Below are 17,948 nucleotides of genomic sequence, written 5' to 3' on the forward strand. Positions count from 1 at the left end.
GAAAGAGGCCTTGAGGAGCGATCACGCAATCCCTCCACACCTTCTGCGCGGAACCGCTTGACCCATTTGGCCACCGTCTTCGGTGTCGTATTGAACAGATCGGCCGCGCCAGCCTGGCTGAGCCCGCCTTGCGCCACGCTTCGGACCATCGCCTCTCGACCTTTGGGCGTCAAAGGCGCATTCTTGTGGACGTTCATCTGGTCTCTCCTTGGAACACTGAAGCTTCGCAACCTCAGCTTCCTCGGTTCAGACCAGATGGACAACCTCCTGACAGGCCACAGTTAGGTTGTTGTTTGAGCATGATCTCCGCGCAAACGCGTACCGCGTTTGTCGCGAGGGAAAACCGCTTCACACTTTTCCGGATCATGCTCTACGGTTCGCGCGTGAGCCGCAGCGAGAAGCTTCTGATCGCAGGCGCGGCGAGGAGAACGACCGGCAGCATCGCGGCCCAGGAGATCAGCCAGGACGCGAGCCAGTGTTCTAGGAAGTCGGGTGCTGCGGTCGCGGGCAGGCTCGCAATGGCGGCGGCGACCAGGCAGGTCAGGCCGGACTGGATCGCGCCGAACACGAAATGGCTGTAGCGACGGGGAATGCCGAGCATGAGACGCCTTTGTCGTTCGACCCGCCACGGGCGAAGCAAGGCATGTGCCGCGGCCTCATCTCATCGCACGATGCGACCCGGGCGTTAGCGGCTTCCCGGCAGATGGGTCGCCGCCGCAGCTAGGCGGCTGTTTCGACAGTCCCTCGAAGCGCCAGAAGGTGATCACGCTCGTCTCGCCGCATCGCTCGCAGGCGAGCATCTCCTCACCGAGGCTGTAGCGTCCGCGCCTGAAGACCGCAGGCGATGCCGGCTGCCTGCAATGCGGACAGACCAGCGAAAAGTTTCGCGCACCCCAGCGCAACACGAGATTACGAAGCCAGCCCACGCCATCCTCTTTTACGAGGTCGAGTTTCTTACGAGGTCAAGTTAGCAAGTACCATAGAATGAAACCTCTCGTTGTCATGTGCGATCAAACATTGCAACACAAGGCCAATCTGAATCGAGTCGGTTCCATCCCAACTGCGCGGCCTTTCGCAAGACAGCCGCAGCGCGCTTCACGCTGCATGTCGCGATTGTCCGCGGAGATGTCGCTTCTGGAACCCGTGGTTCTCCGGCCATGAACAAAGTTCCTGCCCCGCCGCGACCAGTGGCAGCACCCGATCAATTCGGATAGTTGGTTCGCTCGCCCTCCCGGTCGTGCATCTGAAGGATGCGGACGAAATCTGCCATGCTCGAACGGTCGTCACCCTCGCTTGCGCGCAAGTTGTAGCCGTCTGTCTCGACCCGGCCGCGCTGCCAGACCCGCTTGAAGAGGTCGACGATCAGCTTCATGGAATCCGAACGCGCCGGGTTTGAGTCGAATGGCCCTGGATGAATCCTTGCCGAGCCAATGCGCGGCCAAGCCGACTGGTTCCCTTTGGCCCCGCCGATATTTGCGCCGCACCATTTACGGAAAGCATCTTTCGCGGGCGCCCTTGTTTGTTTCGTGCCACGCGCGGACCAAGGATTTCCTTGCATTATCCACGGCTTAGCGGCAGATTTAATGGACGGCGGGAATATTATGACGTCCAACATGTTACGTTAACCATGGGTGAATCGTGGAGGTAGGCCATGAATCACAGGGGCATCGAGTTCACCGTGGCCAAGACAGCGATACAAGGCGTCTGGCAGTGGCAATTCCGCATCGGTGAAACGGTCAAAACCGGCAAGACCGAGACCAAAATCGATCTCCTTGCCATCCGTCGCGTGCAACTGCGTATCGACCGCGAACTGAAGGCCATCGATCGCAAGATGGCCTGAGCGGGTCGCGAGGACATCGTCGGCAAAACCGTGCCGTGCACCCTTGGGTGCGCATTGATGTGCATTGCCCGCACAGCTTTGCTGCTCATGAATCCCGTAGAGTTCCGGAGTTGATCTGCCTGCGGTTTGGGATTGCACTGCGCGCCTCATGGCCTCGGGGCGCGGCCATCATGCGATCGGTGCCAGCCATGCCGCTCTATTTCTTCCGGATCCGGAACGGGCGCTATTCAGGCTCATCGGAGCAGGCCAGTGAATTTCCCGACCGCGATGCTGCCTGGAAGGAAATGACCCATGTCTGCGCTGACATGGCCGCCGGCATCGCCCGCAAATTGCAGGAGAACTCCGAATGGCACATGGAGCTCCTGGACGAGGCCAAGCAACCGGTCTTCCGGATTCGAATCGTCGCGGAATCCTTTGATCACGGATAGCCACGCCCGGCCGCCCTGCCCTCCGGCTCCCTGGCCGCCTCGCGCTGACGCTTCCGCCGCAAATCCCTGGCACGAACGAAGCGCGCACCGACGCGCTCGCCATTGCGCCAGGTCAGGATGCAGATCCGGATCACCTCGCCGCCGGTCGTGAACGACAGGCCGAACACTTTCGGCACCGGCAGCGCACCGACGTCGATAGACACGCCGTCATCGGAGACATCGACGATCGTGCATTCGATCCATGGCGCATCGGGCGCCGGAATCAGAAATCCGGGCCTATAGAGATCGACCCGCACATGTCGGCGGGCGCCTAGATCTTTGCGGTGCCGGACCATCGGTCTCCCCTGGAAGAAGAGACCCTAAACCGCAAAGTCTTTGAACGGGTTTCCAGAAAAGACTAAAAGTGGCTGCAAACTGCAGGCAGGTTCAAGACGACCCTAAAGGATCTCCGCGCGAACGCATTCCGCGTTTATCGCGAAGCAAAACCGCCTCACACTCACAACTAGTCGGCACTCGGCAGGCGACGCATCGTGAACTCGATGTCGCCGCCAGGCAGCTCACGCCAACTTTCGACCTCACTCATATAGCCGGCCTTGGGATAGCGGGCGAAGAAGGCCTGCGCCTTCGCCCTCGCCGCCTCGCGCGGCAATGTGAAGGTCTCGCGCAAATAGCCGTCGCCCGCCTTGCGCCGGCGCGCCATCCGGTCGGCAAGATCCCGCGGGCGAAACACCATGCCGCGCCTCCTTCACCCTGCCCCCCTCCGAATATAGGGAGACCGGAGCGCGAAGAGGAGTCCGGCTGGCTGTGGCGGTCAGTTCGCGGTCGGAGCGGTCTTGGTCTTCTTGGCCGCGGCAGAGGCCTTCGGCGCAGCAGCCTTGGGGGGATCGGAACGCATCCCGCCCCAGGGATCGCTGGAGGCCTTGGCGTCCGGAATCTTCTTCATCGTCTCCTTGTAGCGCTGGTCGCGCTCGGCATCGGCCGCCTTCTCCTCGTCGGTCTTGCTTGGCGCGTCCTGCATCATGTTGATGTGGGGCATCGCATTCTGCGCGTAGGCCGGCCCGGCGATCACAGCCATCAGCGCCGCCATACGGAAAACCTTCATCACGTCACTCCTTGATTATCGATGGTCGATCGGGCGCGTCGTCAGCCGTGACGCCGCATGCCCTGCGATCCGCTAGAAACGGTCCGATTTGCAGGATTTCGGCGATTGCAGCCAATCGTCCCAGATCGGGCCGCATTTGGTGCACCCGCCCAGCGCAAGGCCGACCAGGCCCAAGCAAAACACCAGGACAAATCGCCGCAACATCATCCACCCTGTTCCCAGGCCCGGCATCATAGGGGGCGAAGTCGGGCATTTTCAAGCCAAGGCAAAAGCCCGGAACGAGGTGACTTTGCCGTGCCATACCGGGCAGAATGGCCGAAACATCGGGCAACAGGGGGAAACGGAATTCATGCCAGTGCAGCCAACAACCGAATTCGGCATCGAGGAGGCTAGACGCGTGCTGGCCGACGTGTTCGCGCCATGGGTTCAGGATCTCGGCCTGTCGGTCGAGCGCATCGACCACGAACCGCCGCCGAACGACACGGACTGGCAGCCAGGTGCGGTGCTGCGCATGGCGTTCTCGGAGCGGCTGTGCCGCAGCGGCGGCGTGGTCTGCGGCCAGGCCCTGATGGCGCTCGCCGATACCTCCATGGTGATCGCGATCCTCGCCGCCAACCGCGGCTACCGGCCGATGACGACCGTCGACCAGACCACGCACTTCATGCGCGCGGTCTCGTCGTCGGACGTCCTGGCGGATGCGAAGGTGGTGCGGCTCGGACGCACCATGAGCTTCGGTCGCGTCACGCTGTTGTCCGCCACCGACAACAAGCCGGTGGCGATGGTCTCGAGCGCGTTTGCGATGCTGCCGGGCTAGGCTAATTTACTTGCCCAGCACTTCGTCGGCGGCGGTGACGATGCTGACCGTCGGATTCTGTCCGCAATAGGTGCCGAACTTCTTGGCGTTCTCCACGAACACGTCGGTGTCGATGATCGCGTTGTCCTCGTCACCCTTGTACCAGCCGTCCATCCAGGTCAGCACCAGCTTGATGGTGTCGTCGCCGCTCTCGAGAAACTGCTTGCAGCTCATGGTCGACAGATCGAGCTTGGTGGCGTTGGCGGGAGCCGATGACAGCGCGACGGCGGCAGCGAACAAAATCGAAATCGTGGTCTTCATCAATATCTCCATTGGCGAGGGACGCCGCAATTGATCAGCCTCTTTTGCGAGGCTGCGGGACGCGAGCACAACGCCCGCGCCCGCCGCGCATTGTCGTAAACGAAGTATGAAGCGCCGGGCAAGTACGACGTACATTGAATTTAGTTCGATGTAATTTTCATGCCGTAATTTACACTCTCTCAGTTTGGATTAACCGACATGTTCGAGAAGCGTGCAGCGCAGCGACATCGGGTTTTCAAAGGCGCGACGATCACCTTCGAAAGCCGCGGCGTTGCGTGCACGGTGCGGAATTTATCGAGCGGAGGCGCTGCAATCGACCTCGACGGCCGCATTTTGCTGCCGCCGTCGTTTACTCTGTCGATCTCCAGCGATCAGTTCGTGCGCAAGTGCCGCACCGTGTGGCGCAACGACAAACGTCTCGGTCTCGCCTTCGAACAGTAACGCGCGAGGCTGTGAACCGCGGTTCGCAAAACGCGTCTTCGCGCCTGGGACTAGACCGTCCTGCGGCGACTCACGCGCCGGCGAAAGCCGGCGATGACGAGCGCGATCACCACGAGCACCAGCACGGCGACCGCTGCCCAGAACCGGCCGCCGGGACGATCGAGCGTGCGCGACAATAGCGAGGGCGACTCCCCTTCCCGCGCCAGGCGAAACGCGACCACGCTGTCGCCGATCGACGTGCCGCCTTCCGAATGGCCGCCGGCGCCGATCGCGACATATTGCTCGCCCTTCCAGACATAGGTCATGGGATTGGCAACGCCGGGTACGGGCAGCCGGCCCTGCCACAGCTCGCGTCCGCTGTGTGCATCGAAGGCGCGCAAGTATGCGTCCATCGCGCCGGTAAAGACGAGACCGCCCGCCGTGATCGCGACTCCGCTGACGAGCGGCATTCCCCACGCAAACGGCAGGTCGAGCGGAGCGAGATCCTCGGTGGTGCCAACCGTGGAGCGCCAGAGGATCTTGCCGGCCTTGAGGTCGACCGCGACCATCTCGCCCCATGGCGGCTTGACGCAGATCAGCCCCATTGGCGACATCACCACCGAACGCGACATCGCAAACGGCGCGCCCTGCTGCTGACCGAAATCGTGGCCCGGCGGCGGATTGAAGCCGGCCGCGTCCGCACGCGGGATCAGCTTGATGAGATGCGCAACCCGGCTGGTGTTGGCATAGAGGATCTGGTTGACGGGGTCGAACGCCGCGCTGCCCCAGTTCACGCCGCCGCCCGTGAAGGGAAACTCCAGCGTGCCCTGCGTCGAGGGCGGCGTGAACAGGCCCTCGTTGCGTGCCGCCGCGAACTGTTGTTTGCAGGCGGAGCCCATGCCGGGGATCAGCGAGAAAATATCGTCCGCCGAGATCGTCTGCTGCGTCAGCGCCGGCACATGGGTCGGGAACGGCTGCGTCGGCGACAGTTTTTCGCCCTCGGCCGCGTTTTGCGGAACGTTGCGTTCCTCGACCGGCCACACCGGCTTGCCGCTGTCGCGGTCGAGCACGAAGACGAAGCCATGCTTGGTCGGCTGGATCACGACGTCGCGCTGACCCGCGCCGGTATCGATACGCGCGAGCGTCGGCTGCGCCGGCAGATCGTAATCCCAGAGATCGTGATGCACGATCTGGAACGACCACGCGAGCTCGCCGGTCTCGATGCGCAGGGCGACGACCGAATTGGCGTGCTCATTGTTGCCGGGGCGCCTGCCGCCCCAGAAATCCGGCGACGGCGAGGAGGTCGGCAGGACAACCAGTCCGCGCGCCTCGTCCACCGACATCGGCGCCCAGACATTGGCGTGACCGGCCTCGATGCCGTCGCGATTCAGAGGCTCAAAGCTCCAGCGCGGCTGGCCGCTGCGCGCGTCGAACGCGCGCACCGTGCCCGCCGGCGCGTTGACGCGCCGGTTGTCGCCGATCGCAGAGCCAACCACGACGACGCCGCGCCCGACCGCGGGCGGCGAGGTGATCTGGAATTCGCCGGGCCATTCCAGCTTCATGCCGACGTCGATCCTGACCTCGCCGTTGTTGCCGAAACCGGCACAGGGAATTCCGCTCTTCGCATCGAGTGCGATCAGGCGGACGTCGTTGGTGCCCATGAAGATGCGGGCGCGACACGCGGCATCCGCCGGCGCCTGGTCATCGACCCAATAGGTGACGCCGCGACAGACGAAGCGGTTTGCGGGGCGATAATCGGTGCTGATCTTCGGATCGTAGCGCCACTTCTCGGCGCCCGTGCCGGGATCGAGCGCGATCACCTCGTTGAAAGGCGAGCAGAAGATCAGGCTGTCCTCGACGAACAGCGGCGTCGCCTCGAACTTCGTCCGCTTCATCACCTCGCTCGGACGCGTCACGAGATCGCCGGTGTGATATTCGAAGGCGCGAACGAGATTGCCGACATTGTCGGGCGTGATCTCCTTCAGCGCTGAATATTTTTGACCGCCGGCATCGCCGCCCCAAAACTCCCAGCCGGAGGCCGGACCCAGCCCAAGCATCAGGACCGCGAACAGACCTGCCAGATGGCGCAGGTGGATCATGGGGCTCGCCCGGCGCTATTTCGGCTTCTTGGCGGGCTCGGTCTGGCGCGCCCCGCCCCATGGGTCGTATTTCTCCTTGGGATCGGGAATGCGCTCGAGGGCTGCCTTGTACGCCTTCTCATCGACCTCGGGAGTCTTCTTCTCGGTCTTGGGACCGTCACTGCCGTGGCGCCGGCCGCCCATCTGGGCCTGCGCGGGCGCGGCAACGAATGCGAGCACGGTCACCGCGACGACAAGAAACCTCATGCGTCAATCCCTCCCATCTGGCGTATCAGCCTAGCCTGCATTGCCCTATTGGCAAATCCCGCTGGCCCTTTAGTCCCGCTCAGCAATTGTTGATCGAGGGAGACTTCGATCGGCCGTCTTCGTACCCATTTGTCGGGACGCAGGGGATCTTCACGGATGTTACGAATCGTTGCTCATGCGGCACTGCTTGCCGGCGCGCTGGCGCTCGGCGCGTGCGGTTTTGCCGACAGCCGCGCGCCGGTGCCGGAGTTCATGCGCATGAAAGACGCCGAGCAGCCGCCTCCCGAACCGCCACCCGACGTCAAGAAAATCGTTCGCGAGCAGCTCGACGTCGTCTTCATGGCGGCGTCATATCCGCGCGAGGTGCAGGTCGCCCCGCCTCGTCACGAGGTCCGCGGGCTGGGCTGGACGTCCTGCGTCCGCGCGCAACTCACGTCGGCGACCGGCACCGGGCTCGGCACCCAGACCTACGTCGTGACCATCAGCGGCGGCAAGGTCGTCGACCGGCGGCGCGCAGAGGTTGACGACATCTGCGGATCCGAAACCTACGAGCCGATCTAGGGAACAGCATCCTCTTCCGCTCGTCTTGTTCCCCGGAACGTCACACGTGTTCCGGGAAAAACCCGCAAAAGCATCCGGAACGAATGCGCGCGGCCATTCTTGTCACCCCGAGGGCAGTTGCCACGGAGAAGACTGATGAGGACAACGATGATTGCGTTGCTGGCAGGCGTCGGGGCCCTGGCCGCGACAGGAGTCGCGAAGGCTGCCGACATCTACACGACCAGCGAATACACCAACCCCGACCTGGTGCAGCAGGTGCGACTCGTCTGCGATGACACCGGTCGCTGCTATCGTACCCACGACGGCGGGCGGGTGATCATCCGCGATCGCGATTCCTACAACTACATGCCGCGCGAGCGCTATTACGAGCGCCGCACCTATCGCGACTACGACAGACCGCGCGCGGGCGTCGGCATTTACGCGCCCGGCGTCAGCGTGGGTATCGGCGAGGATCGCTACTAGTTCCATCGCGTGGAATCGGAAACGACCGGACGGCGCTGCCGCCCGGTCGTTTTTCGATTCATTGGCTGATGGTCGCGCCGGTCAGGCGGCCACCGATTGCTGCTGGAACTGCTCGTAGGCGGCGATTGCGTCCGCCGCATACATCAGCGAAGGACCGCCGCCCATATAGACGGCCATACCGAGGGTCTCCTCGATTTCCTGGCGCGAGGCGCCGAGCCTGACGAGCGCCTCGGTGTGAAAGCCGATGCAGCCGTCGCAATGCGCGGCAACGCCAAGCGCGAGCGCGATCAGCTCCTTGGTCTTCTTGTCGAGCGCCCCATCCCGCGTCGCGGCCTGCGCGAGCGCGGCGAAGCCCTTCATAGTGTCGGGAATGTCGTTGCGCAGCTTGCGCATGTTTGCGGAAATTTGCCTGACGATCTCGGGATAGTTCTTGTCCATGACTTACTCCCTACGGTTGCGATGCGGCATATTGTTCAGGTTTCAAGCCGATCTGCCGCCTGCCAGCGTCATTCCAGACGTGTCCGTTGGGGAACTGGCCGAGATCGCTGGCCTCGTCTTCAACCGCCCGCCTGATCCCAGCACCTCGGCAAGATGCGCGCATTGAGCCTGGTCAAGAACTGGCGCGACGGCCAGACGATATACTGCAGCCTCGCGAGCCCTGAGGTCCGCTCTGTGCTGGAGGCGCTGTACCGCCCGTTCTGCGCTCCGGCACAGGGATCGCTGTCCGCGCGACGACGAGGAGCGCATGATGACCGACGACACCTTCATCGAAGGACCGCTCTACGAGAGGCGCAGAAAGGTCTACCCGCAGTCGGTCCACGGGAGATTCCGCCGCATCAAATGGGCGATCCTCTGCATCACGCTCGGCATCTACTACCTGCTGCCGTTCGTGCGCTGGCACCGCGGGCCCGGCCTGCCCAGCCAGGCCGTGCTCGTCGACTTGCCGCATCGCCGCTTCTACTTCTTCTTCATCGAGCTGTGGCCACAGGAGGTCTACTACTTCACGGGCCTGTTGATCATCGCGGCGATGGCGCTGTTCCTGATGAATGCGGTAGCGGGGCGCCTCTGGTGCGGCTACCTGTGCCCGCAGACGGTATGGACCGACTTGTTCTACGCCGTCGAGCGCTGGGTCGAGGGCGACCGGCGCGAGCGCATGCAGGGCGACAAGCGCTACTGGACGTTCGGTCACGTCCGCAAAGTGGCGCTCAAGCATTTTCTCTGGATCATGATCGCCTGGTGGACCGGCGGCGCCTGGGTGCTCTATTTCGCCGATGCGCCGACGCTGGTGAAGGATCTCGCCACCTTCCAGGCGCCCTTCATCGCCTATCTCTGGATCGGCATTCTCACCGCCACCACGTACCTGTTCGCAGGACACGCCCGCGAGCAGACCTGCATCTACATGTGCCCATGGCCGCGCATCCAGGCGGCGCTGACCGACGAATGGGCGCTCAACGTCACCTACCGCCGCGACCGCGGCGAGCCGCGCATGTCGGTGAAGAAGGCGGAAGCCGCACGCGCGCTCGGCGACGTCGCCGGCGACTGCGTCGACTGCCACCAATGCATCAATGTCTGTCCGACCGGCGTCGACATCCGCCACGGCATCCAGCTCGGCTGCATCCAGTGCGGCCTGTGCATCGACGCCTGCGACAACATCATGAAGGAGATCGGCCGGCCGCCCGGGCTGATCGGCTACGATACCGACATCAACATGCAGCGGCGGCGCGAGGGCAAGGCGCCGATCTATCGCATCGTCCGGCCGCGCACGCTGATCTATGCGGCGGCGATCGGGCTGGTCGGCAGCATCATGCTCTACACGCTCGCAACCCGCAGCACGATGGACGTCAACGTGCTGCACGAACGCAATCCCCTGTTCGTGCAGCTCTCGGATGGCGGCATCCGCAACGACTACACGGTCCGCCTGCTCAACAAGGGCCCGGAGCGATCGTTTGGTCTGGAAGTCCTTGGGCTGCCGGGGTCAACGATCCGGATTGCCGGCGTCGAGCCCAAGCCGGATGGCAAGCTGACTGTGCAGGTCGGGCAGGACCAGACCCGCGAAGTCAGGATGTCGGTGCAGGTCGATCCCGCCCACGTTCCGCAGGCGCCGGTGGACATCGAGATCAGGATCACGGATCGCGCCAGCGGTGAAAGCGCTAGCACGCGCGACCATTTCGTGCCGGCCGACCAATAACAGCGCGGCATCTGGCGGATCGCCGCCGGATGGTCAACGGGACGTTAACACTACCGTTCGAATTGACGGCTCGCGCCAACGGTATCTTCCAATCTTTGCGCTAAGCATGAGCCCGTGACGCGGTTCGGGCGTAGGCCCGGCCGGCGTGAGCAGGGAACGACGGGACGTGGTCGATATCGCACATCGAGCTGCGATCAACGGCGCATCGGCAAGTGATGCCACGGCTCCGCGCGCCCGCAATCTCTCCGATGCCGCACCGCTCGTTCCGCTGGCGTCAGTCGATTTGGGGCAATGGCAGGCGCTCGGCGCGCAGGCGATCGAGCCGAACGGCTACTACCTGCCGCCCTGGGCGCTCGCCGCCAGCGCGACGGCCCGCGGCCGCACCGGCGCAATGGCGCTGTGCGCGGTGGATGCGTCGACGCAACTGATCGGGCTGATGCCGGTCGTCTCGCTATGGCGCGCCTGGAAAATCCCCCTGCCCGCGCTGGTGAGCGCGCATCCCTACGGCACGCTGTGCAGCCCGCTGCTCGATCGTGACACCGCGAGCTCAGCCGCCGCGCGCCTGCTCGATCAGGCACGCGATGCCGGCGCCCACGCGCTGATCCTGCGAGACGTCGCGCTCGAAGGCGCAGCGATGAAGTCGCTGACTGCAACCTTGACCAGCGGCGCTCTGAAGCCGCGCGTGCTGGGCTCGTACATCCGCGCCAGCCTTGATGCGACGCAGGATGGCGAAGTGCTGCTGCGCGAGGCAGTTGGGGCGAAAAAGCTCAAGGAGCTTCGGCGCCAACGGCACCGGCTCGAAGAGCATGGCCCGATCGCGTTCGACGTCGCACGTGCGCCTAACGAGGTCAAAACGGCGCTCGAAACCTTCTTGCAGCTCGAGGCGAGCGGCTGGAAAGGCAAGCGCGGCACCGCGCTGATCCAGCACGCGGGCGATGCCACCTTCATTCGCCGCGCCGTGCCCGCGCTCGCCGAAGCCGGCCAGTGCGAGCTCATCAGCCTGCGCACTGGGCCAACGCCGGTCGCCGCCGGCATCGTGCTGCGGCATCTAGACCGCGCCTTCTTCTTCAAGCTCGGCATCGACGAGCGCTTTGCAAAATATTCACCGGGCGTGCAGCTCACGCTCGAGCTGACGCGCCACCTCTGCGCCGATCCGGCGATCGCCAGCGCCGATTCCACCGCAAGCGCCGATCACCCCATGATCAACCCGATCTGGCGCGGCCGCTTCGCAATCGGCGACGTGCTGATTCCGCTGCGGCGGAACGATCCGACGGTGACGCTGATCCATGCGGCGCTGGTTGCGCGCAATGCTGCGCTGGACACCGCGCGGCAAGCCGTTCGCCTGCTCCGCAGGTAGAGCGCCTACTCCGCCGCCTGCGCGTTGATCTCCTCCGACACCTGACGGATGGCGCGGGCGAGCAGGTTCGGATCCTGCGCGCCGGAGACGGCGTATTTCTGCGCGAACACGTAGGTCGGCACGCCCGAGATGCCCTTCTCGGCGGCGTCCTGCGCCTGCGCCGAGATCAGAGCGACGTCCTCGTCGGTGGCAAGCCGCCGGCGTACGTCGTCGGCATCGAGCCCGACATCTGCCGCCGCCTGCACCAGCACGTTGACGTCGGTGAGATCGCCGCCGTCGCGGAAATAGAGCTCCATCAGCCGCTGCTTCATCTCGGGCGCCTTGCCGGCTGCCTCGGCCCAGTGGATCAGACGGTGGCAGTCGATGGTGTTGGGCTGGCGCTGCACGAGATCGGGCCGATAGGTCAGCCCCTCCTCGCCCGCGGCTGCGACCACGCGACCGGCGATGCCCTTATAGGCCTCGACCGAGCCGAACTTCTTGGTCAGATAATCCTCGCGACTGATACCCTCGCGCGGCACCCAGGGATTGAGGAAGAACGGGCGGAAGTTGAGCTCGACCGGCACGTCCGGCACCAGCGCGAGCGCATTCTCGATCCGGCGCTTGCCGATATAGCACCAGGGGCACACCACGTCGGAGACGACGTCGATCTGAAGCGGTTTGAGCGTGCTCATCTGAGGCTCCTTCGGGCGGACCATCGGTTCCGTCGGAAGATAAGCCGAACGCGCCCCGAGGCAAGGGCTAGCCAATATTTGCTGCCATCTGCTTCAGCCGCTCTGCCGTGAGCTCATCCGCCGGGAAAAACGTCTCCAGCGCCAATTCCGACAGCGTGATGTCGACGGGCGTGCCGAACACCATGGTGGTGGAGAAGAAACTTAGTATCTCGCCCTCGTGCCGCAGCTTGAACGGAATCGCGACATTGTCGTGCGAGAGCGGCGCGGAGCGCGCCGGAATCGGATAGGTCTTCAGATCATTGTAGAGCTTGATCAATTCAGGGTCGGCGGTTGCTTCGCATTGCCGGTGCAGCCGCTCCAGCAGATGCCCGCACCATTCGGCGAGATTGACGGTGCGCGGGGCGAGCGCCTCGGGATGGAAGGCGAGCCGCAGCACGTTGAGGGGCTGGCCGAGCAGCCGCTGCGGGACGCCCTCCAGAAGCGGCGCCACCATGCGGTTGGCGGAGACCAGATTCCAGTGCCGGTCATAGGCCAGCGCCGGATTTGGCTCATGCGCCCTGAGCACGAGGTCGATCGCCTGGCGGGCTGACTTCAAGGCGGGATCCTCCAGCGGGCGCTGCGGAAACGCCGGCGCGTAGCCGGCCGAGACCAGCAGCACGTTGCGTTCGCGCAAGGGAACATCGAGCCGCTCGGCGAGCTTCAACACCATCTCGCGCGAGGGCGTCGCGCGGCCGGTCTCGACGAAGCTCAAATGCCGCGCCGAGATCTCCGCTTCGCCCGCGAGATCGAGCTGGCTCATGCGACGGCGCTGCCGCCATTCGCGCAGGTAATCGCCGATATGGATGGACTGGGCGCGCTCGGCCTGCGCCGCGGATGCATGTGCGTTCATGGTCAAAAACCTAGCATGTGGATTTCGGCCCTTCCATTACTCCTGAGGTAATCGAATTGCGCAGGGCCATGGCGCATCTTCTCGGGCAACAGGAGATGACCATGATCGCGCTGCTTCTCTATCGGACCGTCGCCGACACCCTGCTGCCCTGGGCGGTGAAGTTTGCGACCCGCATGCTCGCGCGCAGCCTCAACATGCCGGAACCGCTGGTGCATTCGACCGGCGACTTCGTCGTCGCACAGGTGCTGGCCTTCGAGCACAGCGTGGGAAAAAGCCTCTGCCCGTTCCGCCTCGCACGCGTCATTCGCGCCTTCTGGCGCGGCCTGCACTGATCTTCACCCCCAAGCCCACACAAGGAGAACGACCATGATCTTTGCATCGACTTTCCTGCGCCGCGCCCTCTTCGCCGACGCAATCTTCAGCGGCGTCTCGGCCATCGACCTGACCTTCGCCGCGAGCGCCTTCGCCTCGCTCTTCAATCTGCCCGAGGCGCTGCTGCGCGAGACCGGCCTGTTCCTGATCGCCTATGCCGCACTCGTCGGCTGGCTGGCTTCGCGCAGCTCGGTGCCGAGGGCGCTCGTCATCCTCGTCGTGGTCGGCAACGCCGCCTGGACAGTCGCAAGCATCGCGCTGCTGTTCTCCGGCGCCGTGTCGCCAAACCTTGCCGGCGAGCTCATGATCGTCGCGCAGGCGATCGCGACCGGCGTGTTCGCGGAATTGCAGTATGTTGGGTTGCGAAGGAGCGGAAGCGCTGTGACGGCTTGACCAACGCCGTTACCACGCAAAGAAGTCGTCGCCCGGTTCGACCGGGCGACCCAGAATTCCAGAGACGACAAACGTATGTGGATAAGACGCGGCGTACTGGATGCCCCGGTCTATCCATCAAGCCGGGCATGACAGCAGAAATAAATGATTACGCCCGCGCGCGGCCGTTGGTCTTGCCGTTGGCGTACTTGCCGTTGAGCTTCTTCTTTTTCGGAGCCGCGCTCGCCTTCTGTGCCTTGCGCTCGGCGCGCACCTTCACCTTGGCCCGCTCGGCCCGCGCCTCGGCGCGGAGCTTATTGCGCTTCTTTTCGCAGGAGGCGCACTTGCAGCCGATCGGCTTGAGATAGGCTTTGAAATAGTCGGCGCCGTAGTCGTAGTTGATCTCGTCGCCCGCCTCGATGTTCTTGATGGCGCGGATGAAGACCTTGCGCTCGCGCGGCCGCACGTCGGATTCCGCATTGGGCCGGCAGGAATGGTTGATGTAGCGCGCGACGTTCTTGCGGACCGAGCCGTCGATGGTCCAGCGGCCGTTGAGCTCGAACAGGTATTTGTTCTCGATGTCGTCCTGTTCCGGGATCCGACAGTCCAGGATCGGCCCGAAATAGCGGATGATCCGGGTACCCTTCTTGATCGGTTTGGTGGCGAAGAGGCCAAGTCCGGTCTTGGAGCGGCCGACGCGATAGGGTTTGTTCGACGAGATGGCTGGCATGATCGAGATAAGTGACAACGCGGGACGAGGCGAAGGCGCTCTTCTAGAACGATTCCGCGGCCATGTCAGGTGTCTCAAGGCCCCGTTTGAACCTTCCCCACAATGAACACGTCTGATGGAGAGAGTTCCGCGCCCAAAAAGGGCTCATCATGAAGCATGCCACATTTGGCTGCCTGATCGCGCTGCTCGCCTGCGGCTGTTATGACCAGGCCAGCGCCCAATCTTTCGCCAGCAGCTACACCTCGACCGCGCCGAAGGACTGCCGCGTGAGGAGCGCCGGCAATGGTGTCGACGACAGCACAATCCGCGTCTGCCCCGGCAAGGCGGGCCTCGTCGTCCTCATTTCCGAGGATGACCTGCGCGAGGTCGTCTCAGTCGGAAAGAACCGCGCGACTGCCGCCAAGGAGCCCGCGGCCGAGGACTGGTTCGGCCCGTTCAACTCGTCCGAGCACACGGTCGAGTGGCGGGCGGCGAACGGAAAACCGTTCGCCATCATCCAGCGCTGGCACATCGCCGATGGCAACGACCTCGACAAACAGGGACGGCCGAAGACCAAGGCGATGCTGGTCGTGACGCGGCTGCCGCCGGGCGCGGTCTGCCATGTCGCCTATGTCGACGTGAAGGCGAACGCGAACGCCAACGAGCTGGCGCGCCAGGCCGCCGACGATCTCGCCCGCAGCTTCGGTTGCGGCAAGGACGAGGTGAAGATCATGGGCGCGAGCGGCCGCGCAGTCGAGCTCGTGGCGCGCTAGCTACCGGTCAGCAGCCCGGCGGCCTCGCCACCGTCGATTTCAGGATCGCGACCAGAAGCTGCTCGGGCGTGGTGCCTTCCGGCAACCGGTGCAGGATGTCCTTGAGCCGCCCGTCGAGCATCAGCATGGTGAAGCCGTGCACCAGCGACCAGTTGCGCGCGATGACCGCGGCATGGTCGAGCGACAAAGCGTCCAGCGCGGACTCAGTGAGCTGCTCCGGGCTGAAAATGCCGACGGAGCTTGCCAATCCCTGGAACGACGCCGTGGCGGCCTCGTGCAACGACGGCCGGGAATAGTCGAGCCGCTCGCTGCGGAACATCAGGCTGTACATGCCGGGATGCATCTGCGCATAGGCAACATAAGCCTTTGCATTCGCCATCCCCCGCATCAGCGGATGCGTCTCGCTGGCGCGGGCGGCAATCATGGCGGCATTGAACCTGCGGAAGCCGACCGCGGCGAGCTCGCTGACGAGGCCTGTGAGATCGCCGAAATGATGGGTCGGCGCGGCATGCGACACCCCCGCCTCGCGCGCCACGGCACGCAGCGTCAGGCCGGCGAGCCCGTCGCGCTCCAGCACGCGTTCTGCCGCCTTGAGCAGAGCCTCGCGCAGCGCACCGTGATGATAGGGCGTCTCGGCCTTCGCGCTCGCGGCGCGGCGCGGCCGCTCCTTGGCCGCGGATGACGGCGATTTTCTGGGGCGAGCGCGACGGATAATTTCGGTCTTGGCCATGACCAGCGTTATATGACGTCATTTTGACAGTGTAAAGATTTCGCTTGACCGAAGCTTGAAGCGGCACTAGCGTATCTTTACGGTGTAAAGATACGGGAGGATCCGCCATGCAGCAGGATGTGTTCAGCCAGGTGCCGGCCAATCGCGCGCCGATCCCGTTCGAGGCCGACGCGCCGTTCCTGAAGGTCGTCGGCGAGTTGCCGCGCGAATTGAACGGCACGCTCTATCGCAACGGCCCCAATCCGCAGTTCGAGGTGGCGGGCGCGCACTGGTTCGTCGGCGACGGCATGCTGCACGCATTCCATCTCGAAAACGGCCGCGCGAGCTATCGCAATCGCTGGGTCCGCACGCCCAAATGGAAGGCTGAGCATGATGCCGGCCGCGCATTCTTCGGCAGGGGCTTCGGCAGCAAATTGCCGAATGCGCCTGCGCACCTGACCGACGGCGGCGTCGCCAACACCAACATCATCTTCCACGCTGGCAAGCTGCTCGCGCTCGAGGAAGGTCATCTGCCGACCGAAATCGAGCCCGGCACGCTCGCCACGCGCGGCTATTGCAACTACCAGGGCCGCGTCGCCGGCCCCTTCACCGCACATCCGAAGATCGATCCCCTAACCGGCGAGATGGTGTTCTTCGGCTACAATGCGAGCGGCCCGCTCACGCCCACCCTCTCCTACGGCGCGATCGACGCCAGCGGCAAGGCGACGCGTTTTGCGCGTTTCGAGGCGCCCTATGCCAGCATGGTGCACGACTTCATCGTGACGGAGAACCACGTGCTGTTTCCGATCCTGCCCATCACCGGCAGCATGGAGCGCGCGATGAAGGGCCGGCCGCCTTATGCCTGGGAGCCGGAGAAAGGCGCCTATGTCGGCGTGATGAAGCGCAACGGCAAGCCTGAGGACATCGTCTGGTTCCGCGCCGAAGCCTGCTACGTCTTCCACGTCATAAACGCCTGGGAGGACGGCAACCGCATCATCGCCGATGTCATGCAGTTCGAGGAGGCGCCGCTGTTTCCGCATCCCGACGGCAGGCCGACCAATCCCGACAAATCATTCGCGCGCCATTGCCGCTGGACCTTCGATCTCACCGGGAATACCGACCGCTTCCAGCAGACCTATCTCGACGATCTCACCGGCGAATTCCCGCGCGTCGATGATCGTCGCGCAGGATTGAAGACCAACCACGGCTGGTACGCCTGCGCCAATCCAAGGCTGCCGATGTTCGCCGCGTTGTCCGGCATCGTGCATGTCGATGGTGCGGGAAAACGCCTCGGCCATTATCTGCTGCCGGCCGGTGACAGCATTTCGGAGCCGGTGTTCGTCGAGCGGAGCAAGGACGCTGCGGAAGGCGATGGCTGGCTGCTCGCGGTAATCTGGCGCGCCCGCGAGAACCGCAGCGATCTCGCCGTGTTCAACGCCACCGATGTCGAGGCCGGCCCCGTCGCGCTCGTGCAGCTCGGCCATCGCGTGCCCGACGGTTTTCACGGCAACTGGGTGGGAGCGGCGTAGTCGCTCATCCGTCATTCCGGAGCGGAGCGAAGCGACGAGCCCGGACTCCATTTCGCCGCGCATGATGAGGCACGATGGATTCCGGGCTCGCGCCAAGTGGCGCGCCC

The 17,948-nt window shown here is 64.2% G+C and carries 26 protein-coding genes; 12 read left to right on the plus strand and 14 right to left on the minus strand.

Going from position 1 to position 17,948, the window contains the following annotated elements; genetic code table 11:
* The 3 genes from YUU_RS52585 to YUU_RS59140 all read right to left on the minus strand — a co-directional run.
* Positions 1-197: helix-turn-helix domain-containing protein (locus YUU_RS52585; protein ID WP_156944644.1), on the minus strand; the 197-nt coding region annotated here is incomplete at its 3' end.
* Between the two features lie 173 nt (positions 198-370).
* Entirely contained in the window at positions 371-601 is a 231-nt protein-coding gene (locus YUU_RS0133490; RefSeq protein ID WP_027526267.1) for a DUF2798 domain-containing protein, read from the minus strand.
* Between the two features lie 600 nt (positions 602-1,201).
* Entirely contained in the window at positions 1,202-1,372 is a 171-nt protein-coding gene (locus tag YUU_RS59140) for a hypothetical protein (RefSeq protein ID WP_156944645.1), read from the minus strand.
* A gap of 279 nt (positions 1,373-1,651) precedes the next feature.
* Between YUU_RS59140 and YUU_RS0133500 the strand changes: the two genes are divergently transcribed.
* On the plus strand, positions 1,652-1,840 hold the full coding sequence (locus YUU_RS0133500) for a hypothetical protein (RefSeq protein ID WP_027526268.1): 189 nt from the start codon (positions 1,652-1,654) through the stop codon (positions 1,838-1,840).
* A gap of 188 nt (positions 1,841-2,028) precedes the next feature.
* Entirely contained in the window at positions 2,029-2,268 is a 240-nt protein-coding gene (locus YUU_RS0133505; RefSeq protein ID WP_027526269.1) for a hypothetical protein, read from the plus strand.
* On the opposite strand, the gene YUU_RS0133510 is transcribed toward YUU_RS0133505, so the two are convergent.
* From YUU_RS0133510 to YUU_RS0133520, 3 genes are all read right to left on the minus strand, one after another.
* Entirely contained in the window at positions 2,259-2,603 is a 345-nt protein-coding gene (locus YUU_RS0133510) for a hypothetical protein (protein WP_156944646.1), read from the minus strand. The two genes, YUU_RS0133505 and YUU_RS0133510, sit on opposite strands and share 10 nt — an antisense overlap.
* A 167-nt stretch (positions 2,604-2,770) precedes the next feature.
* Positions 2,771-3,001 (minus strand): hypothetical protein, encoded by a 231-nt coding sequence (locus YUU_RS0133515; RefSeq protein WP_027526271.1) that lies wholly within the window; start codon positions 2,999-3,001, stop codon positions 2,771-2,773.
* Between the two features lie 78 nt (positions 3,002-3,079).
* Positions 3,080-3,370: a hypothetical protein gene (locus YUU_RS0133520; RefSeq protein WP_027526272.1), complete on the minus strand. Its 291-nt coding sequence runs from the start codon at positions 3,368-3,370 to the stop codon at positions 3,080-3,082.
* Between the two features lie 349 nt (positions 3,371-3,719).
* Between YUU_RS0133520 and YUU_RS0133530 the strand changes: the two genes are divergently transcribed.
* Positions 3,720-4,184 (plus strand): PaaI family thioesterase, encoded by a 465-nt coding sequence (locus YUU_RS0133530; RefSeq protein ID WP_027526274.1) that lies wholly within the window; start codon positions 3,720-3,722, stop codon positions 4,182-4,184.
* 6 nt (positions 4,185-4,190) lie between these two features.
* On the opposite strand, the gene YUU_RS0133535 is transcribed toward YUU_RS0133530, so the two are convergent.
* Entirely contained in the window at positions 4,191-4,484 is a 294-nt protein-coding gene (locus tag YUU_RS0133535; protein WP_027526275.1) for an HdeA/HdeB family chaperone, read from the minus strand.
* Between the two features lie 198 nt (positions 4,485-4,682).
* Between YUU_RS0133535 and YUU_RS0133540 the strand changes: the two genes are divergently transcribed.
* The gene (locus YUU_RS0133540; RefSeq protein ID WP_027526276.1) at positions 4,683-4,925 is read left to right on the plus strand and encodes a PilZ domain-containing protein; all 243 of its coding nucleotides are present in this window, start codon (positions 4,683-4,685) and stop codon (positions 4,923-4,925) included.
* Between the two features lie 50 nt (positions 4,926-4,975).
* On the opposite strand, the gene YUU_RS0133545 is transcribed toward YUU_RS0133540, so the two are convergent.
* Both YUU_RS0133545 and YUU_RS0133550 read right to left on the minus strand, forming a co-directional pair.
* Positions 4,976-6,961 carry a pyrroloquinoline quinone-dependent dehydrogenase gene (locus tag YUU_RS0133545; RefSeq protein WP_051390027.1) on the minus strand — a complete coding sequence of 662 codons (1,986 nt, stop codon included), beginning with the start codon at positions 6,959-6,961 and terminating at the stop codon, positions 4,976-4,978.
* A gap of 57 nt (positions 6,962-7,018) precedes the next feature.
* Positions 7,019-7,249, minus strand: coding sequence for a hypothetical protein (locus tag YUU_RS0133550; protein WP_027526278.1), 231 nt, complete (start codon positions 7,247-7,249; stop codon positions 7,019-7,021).
* Between the two features lie 156 nt (positions 7,250-7,405).
* Between YUU_RS0133550 and YUU_RS0133555 the strand changes: the two genes are divergently transcribed.
* Positions 7,406-7,810: a hypothetical protein gene (locus tag YUU_RS0133555; protein ID WP_027526279.1), complete on the plus strand. Its 405-nt coding sequence runs from the start codon at positions 7,406-7,408 to the stop codon at positions 7,808-7,810.
* A 135-nt stretch (positions 7,811-7,945) separates the two neighbouring features.
* Complete coding sequence (locus YUU_RS0133560) at positions 7,946-8,272, plus strand: hypothetical protein (RefSeq protein ID WP_027526280.1); 327 nt, start codon at positions 7,946-7,948, stop codon at positions 8,270-8,272.
* 81 nt (positions 8,273-8,353) lie between these two features.
* On the opposite strand, the gene YUU_RS0133565 is transcribed toward YUU_RS0133560, so the two are convergent.
* Complete coding sequence (locus tag YUU_RS0133565) at positions 8,354-8,710, minus strand: carboxymuconolactone decarboxylase family protein (RefSeq protein WP_027526281.1); 357 nt, start codon at positions 8,708-8,710, stop codon at positions 8,354-8,356.
* Between the two features lie 310 nt (positions 8,711-9,020).
* Here YUU_RS0133565 and ccoG point away from each other — a divergent pair, with 310 nt between their 5' ends.
* Positions 9,021-10,460 (plus strand): cytochrome c oxidase accessory protein CcoG, encoded by a 1,440-nt coding sequence (gene ccoG / locus YUU_RS0133570; protein WP_027526282.1) that lies wholly within the window; start codon positions 9,021-9,023, stop codon positions 10,458-10,460.
* 166 nt (positions 10,461-10,626) lie between these two features.
* Entirely contained in the window at positions 10,627-11,817 is a 1,191-nt protein-coding gene (locus YUU_RS0133575) for a GNAT family N-acetyltransferase (RefSeq protein WP_027526283.1), read from the plus strand.
* Between the two features lie 5 nt (positions 11,818-11,822).
* Here the strand turns inward: YUU_RS0133575 and YUU_RS0133580 are convergent, their stop codons facing one another.
* Entirely contained in the window at positions 11,823-12,488 is a 666-nt protein-coding gene (locus YUU_RS0133580; RefSeq protein ID WP_027526284.1) for a DsbA family oxidoreductase, read from the minus strand.
* Between the two features lie 67 nt (positions 12,489-12,555).
* The gene (locus YUU_RS0133585) at positions 12,556-13,377 is read right to left on the minus strand and encodes a helix-turn-helix domain-containing protein (RefSeq protein WP_027526285.1); all 822 of its coding nucleotides are present in this window, start codon (positions 13,375-13,377) and stop codon (positions 12,556-12,558) included.
* A gap of 101 nt (positions 13,378-13,478) precedes the next feature.
* Here YUU_RS0133585 and YUU_RS0133590 point away from each other — a divergent pair, with 101 nt between their 5' ends.
* Positions 13,479-13,709 (plus strand): hypothetical protein, encoded by a 231-nt coding sequence (locus tag YUU_RS0133590; RefSeq protein WP_198031874.1) that lies wholly within the window; start codon positions 13,479-13,481, stop codon positions 13,707-13,709.
* Between the two features lie 34 nt (positions 13,710-13,743).
* Complete coding sequence (locus YUU_RS0133595; RefSeq protein WP_027526287.1) at positions 13,744-14,142, plus strand: hypothetical protein; 399 nt, start codon at positions 13,744-13,746, stop codon at positions 14,140-14,142.
* A gap of 148 nt (positions 14,143-14,290) precedes the next feature.
* On the opposite strand, the gene YUU_RS0133600 is transcribed toward YUU_RS0133595, so the two are convergent.
* A complete protein-coding gene (locus YUU_RS0133600) occupies positions 14,291-14,851 on the minus strand; it encodes an SET domain-containing protein (RefSeq protein WP_027526288.1) in 561 nt (186 codons plus the stop codon).
* A 149-nt stretch (positions 14,852-15,000) separates the two neighbouring features.
* Here YUU_RS0133600 and YUU_RS0133605 point away from each other — a divergent pair, with 149 nt between their 5' ends.
* Positions 15,001-15,603, plus strand: a complete 603-nt coding sequence (locus YUU_RS0133605; RefSeq protein WP_027526289.1) for a hypothetical protein — start codon at positions 15,001-15,003, stop codon at positions 15,601-15,603.
* 7 nt (positions 15,604-15,610) lie between these two features.
* On the opposite strand, the gene YUU_RS0133610 is transcribed toward YUU_RS0133605, so the two are convergent.
* Positions 15,611-16,333, minus strand: a complete 723-nt coding sequence (locus tag YUU_RS0133610) for a TetR/AcrR family transcriptional regulator (RefSeq protein ID WP_027526290.1) — start codon at positions 16,331-16,333, stop codon at positions 15,611-15,613.
* 107 nt (positions 16,334-16,440) lie between these two features.
* On the opposite strand from YUU_RS0133610, the gene YUU_RS0133615 reads away from it, so the two are divergent.
* Positions 16,441-17,841: a carotenoid oxygenase family protein gene (locus YUU_RS0133615; RefSeq protein WP_027526291.1), complete on the plus strand. Its 1,401-nt coding sequence runs from the start codon at positions 16,441-16,443 to the stop codon at positions 17,839-17,841.
* Positions 17,842-17,948 lie beyond the last annotated feature (107 nt).

Origin of the sequence: Bradyrhizobium sp. Ec3.3, from assembly GCF_000472925.1 — a bacterium.
In the GTDB taxonomy this organism is placed as follows: Bacteria; Pseudomonadota; Alphaproteobacteria; order Rhizobiales; family Xanthobacteraceae; genus Bradyrhizobium.

What these genes read in the sequence shown, in the direction of transcription:
- YUU_RS0133615 (WP_027526291.1), top strand. Translation starts at nt 16,441, where the DNA reads ATGCAGCAGGATGTGTTCAGCCAGGTGCCGGCCAATCGCGCGCCGATC.
- YUU_RS0133585 (WP_027526285.1), bottom strand. Translation starts at nt 13,377, where the DNA reads ATGAACGCACATGCATCCGCGGCGCAGGCCGAGCGCGCCCAGTCCATC.
- YUU_RS0133595 (WP_027526287.1), top strand. Translation starts at nt 13,744, where the DNA reads ATGATCTTTGCATCGACTTTCCTGCGCCGCGCCCTCTTCGCCGACGCA.
- YUU_RS0133545 (WP_051390027.1), bottom strand. Translation starts at nt 6,961, where the DNA reads ATGCTTGGGCTGGGTCCGGCCTCCGGCTGGGAGTTTTGGGGCGGCGAT.
- YUU_RS0133510 (WP_156944646.1), bottom strand. Translation starts at nt 2,603, where the DNA reads ATGGTCCGGCACCGCAAAGATCTAGGCGCCCGCCGACATGTGCGGGTC.
- YUU_RS0133590 (WP_198031874.1), top strand. Translation starts at nt 13,479, where the DNA reads ATGATCGCGCTGCTTCTCTATCGGACCGTCGCCGACACCCTGCTGCCC.
- YUU_RS0133515 (WP_027526271.1), bottom strand. Translation starts at nt 3,001, where the DNA reads ATGGTGTTTCGCCCGCGGGATCTTGCCGACCGGATGGCGCGCCGGCGC.
- YUU_RS0133490 (WP_027526267.1), bottom strand. Translation starts at nt 601, where the DNA reads ATGCTCGGCATTCCCCGTCGCTACAGCCATTTCGTGTTCGGCGCGATC.
- YUU_RS0133530 (WP_027526274.1), top strand. Translation starts at nt 3,720, where the DNA reads ATGCCAGTGCAGCCAACAACCGAATTCGGCATCGAGGAGGCTAGACGC.
- YUU_RS0133565 (WP_027526281.1), bottom strand. Translation starts at nt 8,710, where the DNA reads ATGGACAAGAACTATCCCGAGATCGTCAGGCAAATTTCCGCAAACATG.
- YUU_RS0133535 (WP_027526275.1), bottom strand. Translation starts at nt 4,484, where the DNA reads ATGAAGACCACGATTTCGATTTTGTTCGCTGCCGCCGTCGCGCTGTCA.
- YUU_RS0133540 (WP_027526276.1), top strand. Translation starts at nt 4,683, where the DNA reads ATGTTCGAGAAGCGTGCAGCGCAGCGACATCGGGTTTTCAAAGGCGCG.
- YUU_RS0133520 (WP_027526272.1), bottom strand. Translation starts at nt 3,370, where the DNA reads ATGAAGGTTTTCCGTATGGCGGCGCTGATGGCTGTGATCGCCGGGCCG.
- YUU_RS0133500 (WP_027526268.1), top strand. Translation starts at nt 1,652, where the DNA reads ATGAATCACAGGGGCATCGAGTTCACCGTGGCCAAGACAGCGATACAA.
- YUU_RS0133580 (WP_027526284.1), bottom strand. Translation starts at nt 12,488, where the DNA reads ATGAGCACGCTCAAACCGCTTCAGATCGACGTCGTCTCCGACGTGGTG.
- YUU_RS0133550 (WP_027526278.1), bottom strand. Translation starts at nt 7,249, where the DNA reads ATGAGGTTTCTTGTCGTCGCGGTGACCGTGCTCGCATTCGTTGCCGCG.
- YUU_RS0133555 (WP_027526279.1), top strand. Translation starts at nt 7,406, where the DNA reads ATGTTACGAATCGTTGCTCATGCGGCACTGCTTGCCGGCGCGCTGGCG.
- YUU_RS0133605 (WP_027526289.1), top strand. Translation starts at nt 15,001, where the DNA reads ATGAAGCATGCCACATTTGGCTGCCTGATCGCGCTGCTCGCCTGCGGC.
- ccoG (WP_027526282.1), top strand. Translation starts at nt 9,021, where the DNA reads ATGACCGACGACACCTTCATCGAAGGACCGCTCTACGAGAGGCGCAGA.
- YUU_RS0133560 (WP_027526280.1), top strand. Translation starts at nt 7,946, where the DNA reads ATGAGGACAACGATGATTGCGTTGCTGGCAGGCGTCGGGGCCCTGGCC.
- YUU_RS59140 (WP_156944645.1), bottom strand. Translation starts at nt 1,372, where the DNA reads ATGAAGCTGATCGTCGACCTCTTCAAGCGGGTCTGGCAGCGCGGCCGG.
- YUU_RS0133505 (WP_027526269.1), top strand. Translation starts at nt 2,029, where the DNA reads ATGCCGCTCTATTTCTTCCGGATCCGGAACGGGCGCTATTCAGGCTCA.
- YUU_RS0133600 (WP_027526288.1), bottom strand. Translation starts at nt 14,851, where the DNA reads ATGCCAGCCATCTCGTCGAACAAACCCTATCGCGTCGGCCGCTCCAAG.
- YUU_RS0133610 (WP_027526290.1), bottom strand. Translation starts at nt 16,333, where the DNA reads ATGGCCAAGACCGAAATTATCCGTCGCGCTCGCCCCAGAAAATCGCCG.